Here is a 19,071-nt window from a genome sequence, read left to right as displayed (position 1 = left end):
GGCGCATCACGTAGGCTGGGATGCCAATCCCAGCTGCTTTGAAGGAGCAACCCGTGGCTATGCCTGTGAAGCTTGTTTCGATTTGCGCACTATCGATGCTGCTCCCCCTGTCGGCCATGGCATGCGGCGATAAATCGGCCGATCCGGTGAAGGTCGTCCAAGAGCAGCTTGATGCCTACAATGCCCACAATATCGATGCGTTTGCCGCGTGCTACGCGGACAATGCCACGATCCACGATCTCAGCGGCAAACGCCCGGTGATTACCGGTATTGCCGCCTTGAAGACCACTTATGCCTTTCTGGCGAAGGTACCGAAGGATTACCACGTTGAAATCGTTCAACGTACCGCGACCGGCCCCACGGTGGTCGACCATGAGCGGGTGATAGGTCTTCCGGCCGGCAAGGGACAGCCTGAGGCCATCGCGGTATACGAAGTACGCGATGGCAAGATTCAGAACGTGTGGTTTCCGCCGAGAAGTTGATCGGGTGCCGCGTGGGCGGGGAAGCCAATCCCAGCTACGCGCTACGCAGCTACAGTTTGTCCACACTCGGGGCACAACCGACTGCCGGCATGCATGACCGCTGTCCTATCCCAGCCAAAGGCCTTAGATGCTAAGTTGAGCGATTGCCCCCTCGCTCGACGGAGTTCCCCATGTCCCATGTCCGTGCCCCTGCTGCTGCGTGTCGCAGGCTTTCGCGCCTTGCCCTGGCTGTAGCGATGGTGTTCGCAGCCGGTGTTGCCGGTGCGCAGCAAACGCACACGGATAACGTGCCGCCGCCGCGGGACACGCCGTACCCCGGCACCGTAACCCTCCATGTCGATGCCAACGACACGGCGCAGGGCATCTTTCGCGTTCGTGAAACGATACCGGTCAAGGCGGGTGCCTTGACCCTGCTGTACCCACAGTGGATTCCCGGTGACCACTCGCCGACCGGCCCGATCAACATGCTCGCCGGGCTCAAGCTCAGCGCCAACGGCAAGCCGCTCAAGTGGAAGCGCGACGAGTACAACGTGTACGCCTTTCATGTGGACGTGCCTGCGGACGTCTCGGCCATCGACGTGTCCTTCCAGTACCTGTCGGGCCGCACTGACAGCGAAGGCTTCGAGATGACCGACCGCATGATGGACATGGAATGGAGCAAGGTACTGCTCTATCCGGCCGGCTACTTTTCACGCGGCATCCGCTTTGCGCCGAGCGTGACCTTGCCGCAAGGCTGGCAGCTCGGCACTGCGCTGGAGACGGCCTCGCAGTCGGGCGACAACACCACGTTCAAGCCGGTAACGTTGAACAACCTGGTCGATTCGCCGATCTATGCGGGCGAATACTTCAAGCGCGTCGATCTCAATCCGGGCGGCGATGCTCCGGTGCACCTGGATATCGTTGCGGACGAGCCGAAGTACCTGGTTATCACACCCGAGCAGCTCAAGGCGCACCAGGCGCTGGTCACCCAGGCGACGAAGTTGTTCGGCTCGCATCATTACGACCATTACGACTTCCTGTTCTCGCTCTCGGACCAGTTGAGCGGCAACGGCACCGAACATCACCAGTCCAGCGAGAACGGCCTGGGTGCGGATTACTTCACTGCCTGGGACGAAGGCGCACCCGACCGCGACCTGCTCGCACACGAATACACGCATTCGTGGAACGGCAAGTTCCGTCGCCCCGCCGATCTGTGGACACCCAACTTCAACGTGCCGATGGGCGATTCGCTGCTGTGGGTCTATGAAGGGCAAACGCAGTACTGGGGTTTCATCCTGACCGCGCGCTCCGGCATGTGGTCGCCCCAGCAATTCCGCGACGCCCTGGCGATGGTGGCGGCCAACTACGACCGCAACCGCGTAGGCTTCCAGTGGCGCACGCTCGAAGACACCACCAACGACCCCACCGCAGCCCGCCGTTCGAGCCTGCCCTACCGCAGCTGGCAGATGAGCGAGGAGTACTACAGCGGCGGGCAGATGATGTGGCTGGAGGTGGATGCCAAGCTGCGTGCCCTCACTCACGACCACAAGTCGCTGGATGATTTTGCTAAGGCGTTCTTTGGCGTCGACAACGGCAGTTACGTCACCAAGACCTACACCTTCGACGAGGTGGTATCGACGCTGAACAGCGTGGCTCCCTTTGATTGGGCAAGCTTTTTGCGTGCACGCGTAGACGCACTGAATCCGCCGCTGCAGAACGGCATTGCGGGAACCGGTTGGAAGCTTGTCTATACCGACCAGGAAAGCGAGTACGAGAAGCAGTACAACAGCCGCCCGCAATCTTCCCGCCACTTGTTCAACTTCACCTGGTCGATCGGCCTGACCATGACCGACAAAGGGCAGGTCAACGACGTGCGCTGGGATGGGCCGGCGTTCAAGGCGGGCATCAGCACCGGCGCCACGGTGGTTGCGGTGAACGGCCAGAACTATTCGCGCGACGCTCTGAAAAGCGCCATTGTGGCTGCAAAGGGAAGCAAGCAGCCGATCCAGCTGTTGCTGAAATACCAGGGCGGCTATCGCACGGTGGCGGTGGATTACCACGAAGGCCTGCAGTATCCGCACCTGGTGCGCGTGGAGGGCACGCCTGACTACTTGGGTGAAATCATCGCGCCACGCAAGTAGCGTAAGGTCGCAACGGACGTTATCAATAAGGACAGAGCATGACCCATGGCAATCGCCGGCCCCAAGTCTGCGTGTTGGGAAGCGCAGAACCGGGATCCAAGGCTTACGAGCTGGCCGGCGAGGCGGGGGAGCTGCTGGCTCGCTCAGGGCTGACCGTGATCAGTGGATGCGGCAGCCCGGCCACCCGCGTCGCGGCGGAACGGGCCCAGGCGGCGGGCGGCGTGGTGGTCAGCATCATCCCCAGCGCGGACATGCCTGGGCCGGAATGGCCGGCGACGGTTGTCATTCCCTGCGGCATGGGTGACGCAAGAAATCTGCTGATGGCGTTGGCTGGCGACGCCTGCATCGTCATCGGCGGCCGTGCAGGCACCATCTCCGAAGTCTGCCTCGCCTGGCTGCACCATCGGCCGTTGCTGCCTCTCGTCGGTTGCGGCGGCTGGTCGGACAGTCTTGTGCAGAACCCGCCGGACGAAAGGGGGAATTCGCCGATCCTGCCCTGGGATTCGGTGCAAGCGTTGGAGACTCAACTTCGCGCGCTGGGCCTGCTCGACTCCCATGGCAGATCAAAATTTACGTAGGCTGGGATGACAATCCCAGCATCGCGAGACTGCACGCATGCCAATGCTGGGATTGCCATCCCAGCCTACGTTACAGCGCTTTGGCCTTGTATTGCGACAAGCTCTTCAAGACATCCGCCAACCGTTCCGGCCGGCCTATATAGAAGCCTTGCGCCGCATCGCAGCCATGCAGCTGGAGCCAACGAAACTGGGCTTCGCGCTCGATGCCTTCGGCGATGGTGTTGACCTTCAAGCTTTTGCCAAGGGCGATGATGGCCTCGCAAATCGTTGCCGATCGCTCGTCGCGATCGACATTGCGCACAAATGCCTGGTCGATTTTCAAGGTGTCGATCGGCAGGTCGCGCAGGTAGGAGAGACTGGAAAAGCCGGTGCCGAAATCGTCCAGGGCCACGGCCACGCCATCGGCGCGCAATTGCTTCATTACGGCAATGGCCTTGTCCTTGTGCTCGATCAGGCAGCTTTCGGTCAATTCAACCCGCAACGCATCGCTCGCGAGTGAATACGCTTCTCGCGCGGCGCGAATATTGGCCACCAGGTCGCGACTGCGCAATTCCGCGGGCGAGACATTGATGGAAATCGGCAAGTTGGCGAAGCCGGCCATCTTCAGCTCGCGACTTGCTTTGGCGGCCTGGCTCAGCACCCAGTTCCCCAACGGCACGATCAGGCCGGCCTCTTCGCAAATCGGTATGAAGGTGGACGGCAGAATGATGCTGCCGTCGGTCTGCGGCCAGCGTATCAAGGCTTCCAGGCCGATCGGGCGCCGATCGGGAAAGTCCGTGATCAGCTGGAAATGCAGCTCGAATTCGTGTCGCTTGACGGCTCTGCGCAGGCAAGCGGAGAAGTGCAGCTTTTCCCGCGACTGCTGGGCCAGCACCGCCTCGAAGTAATGTATGGGTTTGTCGCTGTGAAGATGCACGTGCGCAGCCAAGGCCGCACGCGCTAGCAGTGTGTCGCTCTGCATCCCATCCTGCGGATGGCGGGCAACGCCGATCATGATGCTGATCTGATGCTGGGTATCCTTGTAATAGATCGGTTCGGCCACGCAATCGGCGAATGACTGCAGGGTGGCTTCGGTCATCGGGCTCGAAGTCACCCATACGAAGGCCTGTTGGGTTACCGAGGCCAGGTAGCCATTGCCATCGCTGCGCTCGGCCAGGCGTGCGGCCACCATTTGCAAGATGCCAGTGGCGATGTTGATGCCGAACGTGTCCGCGATGGCGTCCATGCCCAGCAGCTGAACATAGGCCACCTCGAAGGGTGAGCCGCCGGCGATGAGCACGTCCATCCATTCGATCATGGCGTGCTGGTTGGGCAATCCCGTGACCAGGTCGTGCGAAGCGCGATAACTCAGTTCGCGCTCATCGGCCAGTTGCGTGGTCACGTCCTCGGCCAGCACCAGGCGCGCCGGACGGTCCGCAAAGACAATGTCCGCGGTGTGGACGCGCACATCGATGGCCGCTCCGTTCTTGGTGCGATGCACCCAGACCTTGGGAATGAATCTGGCTTCCGGCGCTAACGCCACCTCCTCCTGTACCTTGAGACGGTCGCTCGGATCCCGGATGTCGAGGATCGTCATCGCCAGAAATTCCTCGCGGCTATAGCCGTAGGTGCGTATTGCGGCGGCGTTGATTTCGAGAAATTGCAACGACGAGGCGTCGAACACCCAGAACGGCAGCGGATTCTGTTCGAACAGTACATCGAAGCGATGCTCGCTCTCGACTTGACGCTGCCTGGCCGACCATTGTTCGGTGACGTCCACGGCCGTGCCGGTCATGCGTTTGGTACCCGCTTCGTCGATCACGACCTGGCCGCTGGCCAACAGGCACCGCATGGCGCGCCCAGGCTGGCGAATACGGAATTCGACGTTTAGCGGGTTGTGCTTTTTCCAGGCGCGGCGGGTTTGTCGCAGCAGCAACCAGCGATCGGCCGGGGCTACTGCGTCAAGCATGTCCTTTACGCTGATCGTGGCGTGGCCACTGGGCAGACCCAACAATTCGCTCGCGTCCTCCTGGCATTCGAAGTGCCGCGCGTGATCGCTGAGCGTCCACATCGCCGTTCTTCCCGCACGTTGGGCCAGGCGCAGCGCCTCGGTCTTGGCTTGCAGGCTTCGCACGAAATGCTGCTGTATGTGCGCGGTTCGGGCCATGATTTTCTGTAGGCATACGAAAGCGGCCAGATACAGCAGATAGAACGACACGGCGACCATGACATGGTGACGCCATGGGGTAAGAACGTCCTCGCGGCCGATCTGGGTGGTCACCGAGAACGGATAGGGGCCGATGGGCGCGGTTGCCTGGAGCGACCCCGGCGGGGGAGCGCCAAGCCACCTCGCCACCCAACCGGGCGGCGCCGCTTCCGCAGCGGCGGTGGACAGGTCTGGGCCGCTATGCAGGATGCTTCGTCCATGCGTATCGACCAGGGAGAACGACACTTCATCGGCATCCGGGGCATGTGCGACGGCGCGCTCCAGTGCGGCGATCCGGATCGCGCCGACCACCCATTGATGTTCGTCGATCGACGACGCGATCGGCAGCACCCAGCCCAGCGAGGTCTTCTGAGGGGTGCCGAAGCAAGGTATGGCAATGGCTGCATCAATGTTCGTGTCGCATGCCGTCCACGTGCCGTCGTTGGGGTGGAAAGAGGTCGATGTCCCAGCAGGCGCCGTTGTGTCGGCGAACGTGGCGTGCACGATCTGTGGCTGCCGCCGCAGCACCGCGGCGACGATCTCGTTCAGAAGAACGTCGTCCCGCTTTCCGGCCTGCTGCAATCGGCGTGACTCTTCCGCGATGAGCAACATCGCGTTGGAGCTGGACCTCAGCGGACCATGCGCCATTTGGGCCACGCTGTAGGCCACTTCGGCAGCCCGGTCGCTGCCCTCCCGCCATTGACTGCGGAGATTCGCCCTGAGGTCCTGCGCTAGCAGGACAAGCAGCAAGGCGGCAGTCAGGCTGCCGAACCACAGCGTCAGTGTCGCTTGCCTCGATACCACTTTCGGACCGTCGTCTGTCACTGTTGCTTGCCTCACGTGCTTTCTAGACGGCATAAAGTGGCTTGACGCGTCATTTACCCATGGTTGCCAGCCGTCGCACGGGCAGGCCGACAGCAATTGGCCGCGAACAACGGGCGCTAGGCAGCGCTGACATTAGAGGAGATGCAAGGCCGCATCAATGCAGGTGCCGCAAGAAATCGATCTCCGGCCGAGGCGCCCCAAGCAAGTAGCCCTGCACGAACGGGCATCCCATTTCGCGCAGCACGGCCAGTTCGCCATCATGCTCGACGCCTTCCACGATCACTGTCAGGCCGAGCGACTGGGCCATGCTCACCATCGATTCAAGCAGCCGGCGCATTTGCTCGTTGGCGTAGACGCCGCTGACGAAACTGCGATCGATCTTCATCGTGTCGCAGGGCAGCAAACTCACGTGGCTGAGCGAGGAGAAGCCGGTGCCGAAATCATCCAGCGCCACATGGATCCCCAGTGCCCGCAGGGATTGCAGCATGGAAACGCAGGACGGCATGTCCGACACGTACAGGCGTTCGGTCAGCTCCAGCGCCAGGTGCCGGCGTACCGGTTCGGATAGATGGGTGGTGAGGATCTCCATCAACCGGCCCGAGGCGAGGCTGCGCGCGGTGGCGTTCACGTGCAGGCGGAAGTTGCTTGGCAGCTCGCGGTCCCAAGCTACCAGATTGGCGATGGCCTGCTCCATGACCCAGGCGTCGATGCGGTTCATCAGCGGAGTCTGCTCGATCGCCTCGAGGAATTCGCCAGGCGCGAGCACTCCACGTTGCGGGTGATTCCAGCGCAGCAAGGCTTCGGCGCCGACCAGGCGTGGATCGGCCTGGACCGAAAAAATCGGCTGGTAGTAGAGCTCCAGTTCGCCGCGTGCGAGCCCTTCTTCCAACTGCTCATGGATGGCCAGCGCCGCGCGTGTACGAGTGCGCAGTGCCGGATCGGCCAGGGTCACGCGCTCCTCGCCCAAGGGATCGATGCGGGCCGCTTCGTTCATCGCCAGACGCAGCAGCTCGGTGGCGTCGGCGAGCATCCCTGCGACTGGCCAGGTGGCGATGCTGGCGGTGAGCCCGTGCATCGAGGCATGCGCCGTCATGCCGAGCACGGCCTGCACTTCCAGCACCAGCTGCTGGTCGGCCTGCACGCCGGGGATCAGCCAGCCCAGCATGTTTTCGGCGACGCGGGCAATGGTGTCGACCTGCTCCCAGCACGATCGAACGTGCGAGGCCAATTCGCTCAACAGCGCCGCGGCCTGGCGCTCGTCCATGCCGAGTGCGATGTTGGCGTGGTTGTTACAAGTGACCGCCACCAGCGTCAGTGGACGGCCGGACATCATCGCGGACTCGATGCGTTCAAGCAGCGCGGCGCGATTGGGCAGGCCGGTTTGCTCATCGAAGCGGGCCAGAAAGGCGTGCTCGACGTTACGCAAGCGACGACGCTCCAGCACGGCGGCGATGCGCGCGCGCAACAAGGGCATCAGCACCGGCTTGGCCAGGTAATCCTCGGCACCAAGCTCGATACATTGGGCGGCCATGCTCAAGGTATCGTGGGCCGAGACCATGAGCACGGAGATGTCGCGCAGCTGCTCGTCGTCGCGCATCATGCGCAGCACGGTCACGCCATCGATGCCGGGCATCATTACGTCCAACAGCATGATGTCGGGCGGCAGTCGCCGCGCCTGGTCCAGCCCGGCATCGCCGTCGCGGGCCTCGGTCACGTGCTGGAAGCCCAACTGCTTGAGCCGCTTGCGCAACATGAAGCGGCTGTTTTCGTCGTCGTCCACGATGAGGATACGAGCATCCAGGCTCACGGTGCGCTGTCCTCCAGGCTGTCGCGTTTGACCAGCCGCTGCAAGGCATCGAGCAACTGCGGAAAATCGATCGGCTTGGGGACGAAGGCGTTGGCGCCCGCCTGCATGGCCTTGAGAATGTCGTCCTCCATCACGTGCGCGGACAGCACGATCACCGGTATGTCCACGGTGAGCGGATTGGCGCGCAGCTTGTGCAACACCTCCAGGCCATTGATGCCGGGCAGGTTGATGTCCAGCAGCACGGCGTCGGGGCGTTTCCATACCGCGGCGATGAGCGCCTTTTCACCATCCTCGACATGGCGTATCTGGATGCCGTGCCGCTGCAGCCGACGCCCCAGCATGAAGGCGTTGTCCTCGTCGTCCTCGACGTAGAGCAGGGTGGTCATGTTGCTTGTTTCACCTCGCTTTGGCTCGTCGGTATCCGCAGCCGCTCCAGCAGGCGATGCACCTGCCGGACTACGTCCGCAAGATCGGCCTCGCCCTTGCGTATCAGCAGCACGGCGCGTTCGTACAAGCGCCGGGACACTTCCGGCGTGATGTCCGCCGCCGTCACCAGCATGATCGGCACGGGCGCCAGCGCCGGATCGACCCGCATGGCCTCGATCACCGCCAGGCCGTCCATGCCGGGCATGACCATATCCAACAGCAGCAGGTCGGGCGGACGGTCCCGCATCATGCTCAGGGCATGCTCGCCATTGGGCGCCGTCTCCACCTGGTGGCCTGCCTGGCGCAGCACGGCGGCGATCGAGTCGCGATAGAAATCGTCGTCGTCCACCACCATCAGCGAGCCGCTGTTCGCGCCACCCAGGAAACGCTGCACCAGGTGGCTCAGGTGCTCGCGGTCGAACGGCTTGGTGAGGTGTTCGACCACGCCGAGCAAGCCGGTGCGCCGATCCGGATCCGTGACCGTGCAGAGAATCACCGGCAGCTCGGCATGTTCGGGATCGGCGCGGATCGCCGCTAGCACGTCCCATCCGGTCATGTCGCCCAACAGAATGTCCAGCACCATCACCGCCGGCCGCAGCGAACGGGTAAGGGCGAGTGCCTGCTCACCGGACGAAGCGCTGACTACGTTCATACCATCGCGTTGCAGCGCGGTACGGACCAGTTCGCACGCGTCGGGATCGTCGTCCACCACCAGCACCACCGGATTGCGGCCGCGGGCGGAAGCAGGGTTGGCGGCGGCGGTGGCCGCACGCGTTTCGGCCTTGTCGACATCACCCACCGGCAAGGTGAAGGTGAACACGCTGCCGGATTGGATATCGCTGCTGACTTCGATGCGGCCGCGCATCAGGCCCAGCAGCTGGCGCGAGATGGTAAGGCCCAGGCCCGAGCCGCCGAAACGGCGCGCGATGGAACGGTCGGCCTGTTCGAAGGGCTCGAAAATTCGTTGCACTTGCTCTTGCGTCATGCCGATGCCGGTATCCGACACCGAGACGTACAGCTGGTCGTCACGGCAGGACAGCTTGACCTTCACCTCGCCGTGGCGCGTGAACTTGATGGCGTTGCCGATCAGGTTGAGCAGCACCTGTCGCAGGCGCATCACGTCGATATTGGCCAGGTTTACTTCCGGCGCCACTTCCAGCAGCAGTTTGTTGCCGTTGGCGCTGGCCAGTGTCTGCATGGAATTGATCACGCTTCCGACCAGGGTCTCAACATGCACGACTTCGGTTTGAAGTTCGACGCGGCCCGATTCGATGCGCGCGATATCCAGGATGTCGTTGATCAACGAAAGCAGGTGCCGTCCGGCATTGACCACGCGCTGCATGATCTCGGCGGTCTCGTTGTCCTCGCGTTCCTCGGCTTGTTCAAAGGTCAGTTCGCTCAAGCCGATGATGCTGTTGAGCGGCGTGCGCAGTTCATGGCTCATGTTCGCCAGGAACAGCGATTTGGCCTGGTTGGCCGCCTCCGATTCGCCCTTGGCCAGCCGCAACTCGTGCTCCATGAGCGTGCGTTGGGTGATGTCCATGGAGATCACCCCTACGCCGGCCACCGCGCCCCGCTTGTTGGTCAGGGGAAAGCGCCGGGTGAGCAGGGTATAGGAACCGCCGAGATAGTCGACCTGCTCCTCGCAGGCGGTGACGCTGCGTTCCTCCATCACCTCGTGATCGTGCTTGCGGATCAGCTCGGCGGATTCCGGCGTGGCGACGATGTCGACCGTATTGCCGATCAATTCGTGCGCCGGTTTCCCCATCAGCTTGGCGGCCACCTCATTGACGCGCAGGATGCGGCCTTGCGCATCCTTCACCTTCATCGCCACACCGGAGTGCTGGAAGATGTCGTCAAGCAGGCGCACGCTGACACGCAGCTTTTGCCGCATTACATGGAAGCGCCACAGCAGGATCGCGAAGCAGGCGGCGAGCAGCAGCAGGGCAGCGAATACGTAGTTCCCGGTCGTCACCATGTCAGCCAGCGCGACCTCGCCTGCGGTCGAGGGCTTGGCGAGCAGCGGCCAACTGAAGAGCAGGAGAAAAGTCCCTACGGCGCAGATCGCGCTACCGGCCGGAACAGGTCGCTTCGTCACAGCTAGCCCCCCTTTAACTAACCCGCGATTTTTGTCTTCCTGTGCACGAGATGACGCAGCAACACCCATGGTATCCCTTTATCGATAGCGATAAAGGGGTGAAGAACCAGTCGTGACGGGCCGGCTCATCCCTGGGCATGGGTAACATCACCGCCAGGTACGTGAAATTTTTGTGAAAAGCTCTGTTTCACGGCGCGTAGGCTGGGATGGCAATCCCAGCTTCGGGATGCTTGGGGAATGCTGGGATTGTCATCCCAGCCTACGCGTTAGCCGCGCAGCAGCTCAGGATGCTTGCGCTGGATATCCACCATCAACTCGCCAAACAAGGTATTCGCCCACGCAAACCAGCTGCGCGTGAATTTCGCCGGGTCGTCCTGATCGAAGGCTTCATGCATGAAGCCGCTGCCCGCATCGGTATCGCGCAACCACCTCAGGCATTGCCGGATTTGCGCAACATCGGAGCTGGTCTGCGCATACATCATGATCGACATCGGCCAGATCATGCGCAGGCCCTCGTGCGGACCGCCGATGCCTTCGCCCGCCTTGCCACGGAAGAAATACGGATTGCGCGTGCTCCATGCCAGTTCGCGCGTGCGGCGATAGACCGGATCATTGCGATCACAGCAGCCCAGGTACGGCAGGGCGAGCAGGCTAGGCACGTTGGCATCATCCATGAACAGCTGGTTGCCGAAGCCGTCGATTTCGTACGCCCAGAACGCTTTGCCGTCCGCATCGTGCATGCGGCCGTCCCTTTGCACGGCTCGTTCCACTTCATCCGCCAGCGCCTCGCACTCCGCTGCGAACGCGGCATCGTGCATGGCGCGACTCATGTGTGCGAGTTGGCGCAGCGACAACACCGCAAACAGATTGGAAGGCACGGAAAGGGGATACACACAGGCGTCGTCAGAAGGACGGAACATCGAATGGATCATGCCGTTCGGCCGCGTGGGATTGCCGTAGCCGCCGAGCATCAACGATTCGCTAGGTACCGCGGAGGTTCGTTGGAAGTGATACGGCCCGTGATCGTACTTGCGCTGCTGTTCGCGAAAGGTCTTGAGCACCAGGTGCATGGCTTCGCGCCAGTCGTCGTCGAACGGCCGGGTGTCGCCGGTTGCCTGCCAATAGCCGTGCGCGAGACGGATCGGATAGCACAGCGAATCGATTTCCCATTTGCGCTCGCCGACGCCGGGCTTCATGTCGGTAACATCATGTACCGACCACTCCAGCGGCTTGGCGTGCGGATCGGGCAGGAAAGCGTTGGCGTAGGGATCGATGCGGATGCAGTGCGCCTGGCGGCGAATCAGGCCGCGGAACAAGCGCTGCAGCGCTGGATCGTCTTTCGCCAAGGGGAGATAGGGCACGACCTGTGCGGAAGAATCGCGCAGCCACATCGCATCGATGTCGCCGGTGATCACGAAGGTATCCGGCTTGCCGTCGAGCGTACCCAACTCCACCGTGGTGTCGAGCGTGTTCGGGTAGCAGTTTTCGAACATCCAGGCGAGCTTGGGGTCGCCGATCGCGGCCTTCACGCGGGCGAGCTGGCGTTCGACCGCCTGGCTGGTGAATTTGCGCTTGGCCAGGGGCGGGCGCTTGCTGACATAGCCCGTGGCATTGCCGGCCAAAGTTGGTAGCGCAATGCCGGCCATGCCTGCTGCGGTGGCGGTGCTGATCAGCTTGAGAAAATCGCGGCGTGTGGGCATGGCGTAAAGCATCTCTTCGCAAGGGGTAACTACTACACGTATCTGATTAGCGTTATGTCTCAGCTGGCGAGTACTCGCTCCCTCCCCTACGTGTAGTAGGGGAGGGCTGGGGTGGGGTGAAGCGACCTCGCGGTGAACTCACACATGGCGGCAAGCTCGTACAACCCCACCCCAACCCTCCCCTGCAAGCAGGGGAGGGAGTTGCATATCGCGTAGCTGAGACATGACGCTAATCAGGTACACGTAGGGGAGGGGACCGATCATGGCTGCCTGCCGCTTTCCGGTTGAGCAGAGCCTTTTGACATCACATTCGCCAGATCCTGCACCCGCAAAGCCCGCCGCAACTTATCCAGCACCAGCTTGCTGTGCACCGTCACGGTCACACTCCGCCCCGGCAACAAGTCAAACGCGTTGTCCGATACCTCGGCATCCAGATCACCGAAGGAAACCCACACTTCCCGCGCCAGCTTGTCGCTGGACAGCGTCAGTTGGTAGCCGTCCGCGCCAGTCGCCAGGGTGGTTTTGATTTGCGGCGCAGGCAAGGCCAGCGTCTTGGCTTCGTCGAAGAACACCAGGTTGCGCGAAACCGGCTTGTCCCCGTCCAGCAGCTCGAATACCGCGAATGTCGCATGCGGATCGGCACCGTTGAGCAACTGCGCATCTGTAAAAGTAGCTACTTTGGTACTGCTGAGCGCCGCAAGCTGGGCCGCTTCCTGATGCTCGCCCAGCACCTTGCCGGAGAAGTCCATCGTACGCATGCGCCAGTGCAGGGTGCTGGGCGTGGTGCTGTCGGACACGAGAGAAACGGTGGTGCTGCCGTTATTGCGCAAGGCGGCAATCAACACTGGTGCATAGAACCGCCGTGCATGGAACTGCAGCGCTTTCCAGTGACCGAAATAATCGATGCTCGACCAGGACGCGCCCGGCCATACGTCGTTGAGCTGCCAATACATCGAGCCCATCGCCTGCGGCCGCGATGCACGCAGATGCTCGGCCGCGAGTTGGATGCCTTCGGCCTGCATCACCTGGCTCAGATAGACGAATGACTCGAAATCCTTCGGCTCGCCGTAGCTGCGCGTGATGTACAGCAACAAGCGCTTGTTGCCATTGCCGCTGTCGAACTTCTGGTGCGCGCGCATCACCGGCGATTCCGGCTGCAGGTCGCCGGCCTGGGTGAAGGCGCGGATGGTGCGCATCTCGGGGAACGACTGCAGGCCGTATTCCGACTGGAAGCGCGGCGTCACGTTGAGGTACTCGGTCACCGGCTTGGCTTCGCCGGACCAGACGTTCCAATAGTGATAGTCGCCGTCATCCAGTACGTTGGCCGGTCCTTCGTAGTCGGTGCTCGGCGAGCTGGCCCAATACGGCACGGCCGGGTCGTATTGCGTGACCACGTTGCGCAGCGTGTTGCTGAACAGGTTCACCATGCCGGTCACCAGCTTCTCGCGCTCGTCGCCGGAAATCGCCTTCTTCAGCGCCAGGCGGTCGCCCCAGCCATCCCAGCCGGTTTGCACTTCGTTGTTGCCGCACCAGAGCACGATGCTGGGGTGATCGCGCAGGCGCTTCACCTGTTCGATCGCTTCCTGCCGCGTGTTCTCCACGAAAGCGGTATCGCTAGGCGGAATCGCCCCGCCGAACATGAAGTCCTGCCATACCATCAGGCCCAGCCGGTCGGTCATTTCGTAGAACGCATCGGGCATGTAGTAGCCGCCACCCCAGATGCGCACCGCGTTCATGTTGGCGTCGCGCGCCGATTGCAGCACGCGCTCCATCTGCGCATTAGTAGCGCGTGGGGGAAAGCTGTCGAACGGAATCATGTCCGCGCCCTTGGCGAACACGGGTATGCCGTTGACCACGAAAGCGAAGCTCCGGCCCCAGGCATCCTTTTCGCGCCGCAATTGAATGGTGCGCAGGCCGGTTGCGCGCTGCACGCTGTACACCTCGGTGCCGCCGTCGCGCAGACTGGCCTTGAACGTGTACAAGTCCTGCGCGCCATAGCCGGCTGGGTACCAGCGCTTCGGGTTCGCAATGCGCAGCGGCACGCTGACCGAATTGCTGCCCGGATCGACCGTGACGTCCTGCTCGGCGTGGGCGGCGACCTGTCCATCCGGACCGACCGCGTCCACGCTTACGTGCACCTGCCTGGAGGCGTCGGCAAGCACCTCCCATTGCGCCGCCACCTGGGCGGCTTCAGCGCTCACATAGTTCTGCTGGATGTGGAAGCCATCCACGCGCAGCGTATTCCAGCTGTCCAGGTGCACCGCCTGCCAGATGCCTTCAGTGACGATGCGCGGCCCCCAGTCCCAGCCGTACTGATAGGCGGCCTTGCGCACGTAATTGGCGGTCTGCTTGCCCTTGGGCTCGTCGCCGAAGGCGGAATCGAATTCACCCGGCAGCGCATAGGGCTGCTTCAGCAGCCACGGCAGCAGGCGCTTGATCGGCGAATACAAGCGCACTTCCAGCCGGTTGCTGCCTTCGTGCAGCGTGGACTTCACCGGCACGCGCCAGCGGCGGAACATGTTGTCGGTCGAAGCCAGCTTCTGGCTGTTGAGATAGACGTCGGCGAAAGTGTCCAGCCCGTCGAACACCAGTTCGGCGTGATCGCGCGCCAGCGTGGCCTTGTCGACGGTGAAGCTGGTTTCGTACTGCCAGTCGGCCAGCCCCACCCATTGCACGCGCGCTTCGTTGTCGCGATAGAACGGATCGGGCAGCAGCTTCGCCGCCATCAGGTCGGTCTGCACTGTGCCCGGCACCGTAGCGGCGTGCCAGCGACTGGCGTCGTGATGCTGCTTGACCTGCGTATCGCCCTGCAGCAGGCGGAAGCGCCAGCCGCGATCCAAGGTCTGCGACGTGGTTTGCGCCGCAACGTTGCACGTTGCCAGCGGCAACAGCAGCAGCGACAGCAGGGCGAGTTTCGAACCAGGCCGTGATGTGCCTGGGGACCAGCGGAGGAATGGAAGCATGCTGCTCAAGCCGTGTATGCGTGGATACGTGTTGCGCCAAGACGCGGGCAGGTCCCGGCGCACCCCATTTAAATCGATCTATATCAGCTCAAGCTAGCAGCTGCCTAGTGGGGCATGCATGCCGCGGTGCAATACGTGGGATGGAGGTAGGCTGGGATGACAATCCCAGCATCGCCATGCATGCCAGCACCGCGATGCTGGGATTTCATCCCAGCCTACGTTCCCATTGCATGTCATGAAAGGATTTGACGACTTCACATGCCCGCCATGCAGGCAGCAGTAAAACGGCCGCGATCAGGAGCCGCCCCCATGAACGAGCGCGCGAGTCGCCAAAGCGGCGTGCCAGGAATGCCGTTCCCGTCTCACCGACTGCTCGATACCGCCACGCTGGCCAAGGGCATCGAAGCCAGCAGCGTCGGCATCATCGTGACCGACGCCAGCCCTGAGCAAGCCATCCTCTTCGCCAACGACGCGTTTTTGCGCATGACCGGCTATGCGCGTGAGGAGGTGCTTGGGCGCAACTGCCGCTTCCTGCAGGGAAGCGACACCAGTGCAGAGGCTTTGCGGGAGATCGCCGACGCCTTGCGCGACTGTCGTGAGGTGACCACCGAGCTGCTCAACTACCGCAAGGACGGCAGCACGTTCTGGAACCTGCTGTACATCAGCCCGATCCGCGATGAGATGGGGCAGACCACGCATTTCTTCGGCTACCTGCGAGATATTTCCCAGCGCAAGGAAACCGAAGAAGCCTTGCAGCAAGCGATGCGGCTGGAAGCATTGGGCAAACTCACCGGCGGCGTCGCGCACGACTACAACAACCTGCTGCAAGTCATCCAGACTTCGCTGGAAATGATCGAGCTGAGCGTGGCTGCTGACGAGGACATCGCCCGCCGCACTGCCCGCACCATCGACACCTGCCGCCGCGCGATCGACCGCGCCGGCACGCTCACCAAGCAGTTGATGGTGTTCGCCAAGCGCCAGACCTTTGCCTCCAAGCCGATCGACATCAACCAGCTGCTGGAGCGCTTGAGCAGTGTGCTGACGCAGGCGCTGGGCGAGCAGATCCATGTAGGCCTGCATTTGCAGCCGCAGCTATGGTATTGCAACGCCGACCCGGCACAGGCGGAGCCGATCCTGCTCAACATCGCCATCAATGCGCGCGACGCGATGAAGGGCGCGGCGGACCAGCGCCTGGACATCAGCACGTTCAACCGCGAGCTACTGGCCAAGGAAGCCGCGCTGCGCAGTGTCGAGCCGGGGCGCTATGTCGAGATCGTCATCGCCGATAACGGCCCCGGCATGCCCCCCGACGTCCTCAAGCGCGTGCTCGATCCGTTCTTCACCACCAAGACCGAAGGCAAGGGCGCGGGGCTGGGCCTGTCGGTGGCCTACGGCTTCGCCCGCCAGTCCGGTGGCAGCCTGCATGTGGAAAGCAAGCAAGGCGCGGGCACCTCCATCCACCTGCTTCTACCTTATACGGTAGCGTCCTTGCCGGAACTTCAGGATGAAGATTCCGAAACCGGCGTGCAGCCACGCATCCTGCTGGTGGAAGATCGCAGCGACGTGGCCTACACCACCAAGCAGATGTTGGAGTTGCTTGGTTATCAAGCCGCCATCGCGAACGACGCGGAGTCGGCGCTGCGAATGCTGGAGCACAACGACAGCTTCGAATTGCTGCTGTCCGACGTGATCATGCCCGGTTCGATGGATGGCGTCGCACTCGCACGCACCGCTACCCGGCAGCAACCGAATCTCAAGGTGTTGCTGGTTACAGGCTATGCGCCTTTGAATGAAAAGGAAGCGGTGGAATTCCCCGTGCTCGGCAAGCCGTATCGCCATGCGGACTTGGCGCGCAAGCTGCGGGAGCTGCTGTAGCAACGCCCTTAGGCTGGGATGCCAATCCCAGCATTGCCATGTATGCCGCCGCGCGATGCCGGGATTGGCAGCCCAGCCTACAAAAACGAAGACTTACGCCTACCTGTCGTCAAGCATGCGTCTGATGGGATGAGACTTACATCACGTTATAATGGGAAGTTCACAAAGGCGAGTTAACGTAATTCGAGGCTCGTCGATCGACCGCATCACTAGGGAATGCGGTGAGCAGGGGCACACACAAACGGATTTTCCAAGGAGCGGCCGGCGGCATGCGTGGTAAAAACAGGGGACCAAAGCGGCGTTCGCCCGAACGCCGTGCCACCTCGATGTGGCTTTTTTTCAGCTTGATTGCCGTTGCCGTAGGCCATGCGCCCACAGCACGGGCACAGAGCGCGGCGGCCGAACAGGCCCAGCGTGACCAGGCTCAGCGTCAGGCGCAACAGCGCGAAGCCTTGCGCACGGCACCGGACGTGCGCCTGCAACCGGGCGCCCAGATCGACTATCACCTCACCACGGTGCCGGCCGAAACGCCCTGCTTCCGCATCCAGGCGATCGCATTGGAAGGCGCGCATGCACAGGACTTCGCCTTCGTGCAGAAGTACCTCGATGCCTATCGCGGACAGTGCATCGGCCAGGAAGGTCTGCGCTTGCTCGCGCACCGTACTTCCGACCTGATCCTCGCGCGCGGCTACATCACCAGCCGCGTGGTCATCCCGGAGCAGAACCTCGCCAGCGGCAGGCTGCGCGTGGTGCTGCTTGCCGGCACGGTGGGCGCGGTGCGTTTCGCGCAGGGTTCGGCCACGGCTTACTGGCAGAACGCATTGCCGATCAAGCCGGGCGACGTGCTGAATTTGCGCGCGATCGAACAAGGGCTGGAACAGCTCAAGCGCGTGCCGTCGCAGGAAGCCAAGATCGATATCGCACCGGGTGCGCAACCGGGCACGTCGGATCTGCTGCTGAGCATTTCGCGCGGCAAGTCCTGGCGGCTGATGGCCAACCTCGATGACAGCGGCGCCTACGACACCGGCAAGGAACAAGGCGGCCTGACGCTGGCGATCGACCAGCCGCTGGGCATCAACGACCTGCTCAGCATCGGCTACACCCACAGCGTCGGCGACTACGACCACATCAAGGGCACGCACGGCGGCAACTTCAATTACAGCGTGCCGTGGCGCGACTGGACCTTCAGCCTGTCCTCGTCGAACTACGCCTACCGCCAGTCGGTGTTCGGTTCGTTGCAAACCTTCGCGTACACCGGCAATTCGCGCAGCCTCGCTTTCAGCGCCACGCGCCTGCTGCATCGTAATGCGCATAGCCGCACCTCCTTGCAGATGACGCTCGCCACGCGTCACGAGCACAGCTACGTCGACAGCGTGGAAGTGCAAACGCAGCGCCGCAAGGTGACCTCGGCGGAACTCGCGTTGATCCAGCGCCACTACCTTGGCGCGGCGCAATTGGATCTGCGTCTCGCCTATCGCTGGGGCGTGCCGTGGATGGGCGGGCAATGGCAGCCCAGCGTCAACGGCGGCCCCACCAACCGTTACGGCGTCACCGTCTTCGATGGCAGCTTGAGCCTGCCGTTCCAGGCGCTCGGCACACCTTGGATGTGGCTATCCGAGCTGCATGCACAAGCGACCGGTGATCGGCTCTATGCCGAGGACTACATCACGGTTGGCGGCCGCTACACCGTGCGCGGCTACGACGGCAACACCGTGTTGGGCGGCAACCACGGTGCGTATTGGCGCAACACGCTCAACCTGCCGCTCGGCGGCAGCGGCGCGACCGTGTATGCCGGCATGGACGTGGGCCACGTCGGCGGCGAAACAACGCGCGCCTACAGCAGCCACAGCCTGAGCGGTGTGGTGACAGGCGTGCGCGGCACGCGCTGGGGCTTGAGTTGGGATCTGTTCGCCGGCTGGCCGCTGCAAGCGCCACGCGGCTTCCCAACCCGGCACCCCAGCGCCGGCATGCAATGGATCTACACCTACTAATTGCTTTTGGACTTTGAACGC

The 19,071-nt window shown here is 62.7% G+C and carries 11 protein-coding genes; 5 read left to right on the top strand and 6 right to left on the bottom strand.

Annotated features, from left to right (window positions below; translation table 11 throughout):
- Positions 1-59 precede the first annotated feature (59 nt).
- The 3 genes from QQJ96_RS09900 (at position 60) to QQJ96_RS09890 (ending at position 3,180) form a co-directional block, all read left to right on the top strand.
- Complete coding sequence (locus tag QQJ96_RS09900) at positions 60-482, top strand: nuclear transport factor 2 family protein (RefSeq protein ID WP_284331914.1); 423 nt, start codon at positions 60-62, stop codon at positions 480-482.
- 170 nt (positions 483-652) lie between these two features.
- Positions 653-2,602, top strand: coding sequence for a M61 family metallopeptidase (locus QQJ96_RS09895; RefSeq protein ID WP_284331828.1), 1,950 nt, complete (start codon positions 653-655; stop codon positions 2,600-2,602).
- Positions 2,603-2,640: 38 nt separating this feature from the next.
- Positions 2,641-3,180, top strand: a complete 540-nt coding sequence (locus QQJ96_RS09890; protein ID WP_284331827.1) for an SLOG cluster 4 domain-containing protein — start codon at positions 2,641-2,643, stop codon at positions 3,178-3,180.
- A 70-nt stretch (positions 3,181-3,250) separates the two neighbouring features.
- Here QQJ96_RS09890 and QQJ96_RS09885 read toward each other — a convergent pair whose 3' ends face one another.
- The 6 genes from QQJ96_RS09885 to QQJ96_RS09860 form a co-directional block, all read right to left on the bottom strand.
- Positions 3,251-6,190: a putative bifunctional diguanylate cyclase/phosphodiesterase gene (locus QQJ96_RS09885; protein ID WP_284331826.1), complete on the bottom strand. Its 2,940-nt coding sequence runs from the start codon at positions 6,188-6,190 to the stop codon at positions 3,251-3,253.
- A gap of 154 nt (positions 6,191-6,344) precedes the next feature.
- Positions 6,345-7,997: a putative bifunctional diguanylate cyclase/phosphodiesterase gene (locus QQJ96_RS09880; protein ID WP_284331825.1), complete on the bottom strand. Its 1,653-nt coding sequence runs from the start codon at positions 7,995-7,997 to the stop codon at positions 6,345-6,347.
- Positions 7,994-8,383 carry a response regulator gene (locus tag QQJ96_RS09875; RefSeq protein ID WP_284331824.1) on the bottom strand — a complete coding sequence of 130 codons (390 nt, stop codon included), beginning with the start codon at positions 8,381-8,383 and terminating at the stop codon, positions 7,994-7,996. The genes QQJ96_RS09880 and QQJ96_RS09875 overlap by 4 nt, the downstream gene beginning before the upstream one ends.
- On the bottom strand, positions 8,380-10,521 hold the full coding sequence (locus tag QQJ96_RS09870) for a PAS domain-containing sensor histidine kinase (RefSeq protein WP_284331823.1): 2,142 nt from the start codon (positions 10,519-10,521) through the stop codon (positions 8,380-8,382). Before QQJ96_RS09870 ends, QQJ96_RS09875 begins: the two co-directional genes overlap by 4 nt.
- Before the next feature lie 266 nt (positions 10,522-10,787).
- Entirely contained in the window at positions 10,788-12,221 is a 1,434-nt protein-coding gene (locus QQJ96_RS09865; RefSeq protein ID WP_284331822.1) for a glycoside hydrolase family 125 protein, read from the bottom strand.
- A gap of 260 nt (positions 12,222-12,481) precedes the next feature.
- Positions 12,482-15,184 carry a beta-mannosidase gene (locus QQJ96_RS09860; RefSeq protein WP_284331821.1) on the bottom strand — a complete coding sequence of 901 codons (2,703 nt, stop codon included), beginning with the start codon at positions 15,182-15,184 and terminating at the stop codon, positions 12,482-12,484.
- Positions 15,185-15,493: 309 nt separating this feature from the next.
- Here QQJ96_RS09860 and QQJ96_RS09855 point away from each other — a divergent pair, with 309 nt between their 5' ends.
- Together QQJ96_RS09855 and QQJ96_RS09850 are read left to right on the top strand one after the other, a co-directional pair.
- On the top strand, positions 15,494-17,059 hold the full coding sequence (locus QQJ96_RS09855) for a PAS domain-containing protein (protein WP_284331820.1): 1,566 nt from the start codon (positions 15,494-15,496) through the stop codon (positions 17,057-17,059).
- A gap of 269 nt (positions 17,060-17,328) precedes the next feature.
- Complete coding sequence (locus QQJ96_RS09850; protein WP_284331819.1) at positions 17,329-19,050, top strand: ShlB/FhaC/HecB family hemolysin secretion/activation protein; 1,722 nt, start codon at positions 17,329-17,331, stop codon at positions 19,048-19,050.
- Positions 19,051-19,071: the final 21 nt, after the last annotated feature.

The sequence above is a fragment of the Dyella flagellata genome (assembly GCF_030160275.1).
GTDB classification, from domain to species: domain Bacteria; phylum Pseudomonadota; class Gammaproteobacteria; order Xanthomonadales; family Rhodanobacteraceae; genus Dyella_B; species Dyella_B flagellata.
This window is presented reverse-complemented; position numbering and strand designations above follow the sequence as displayed.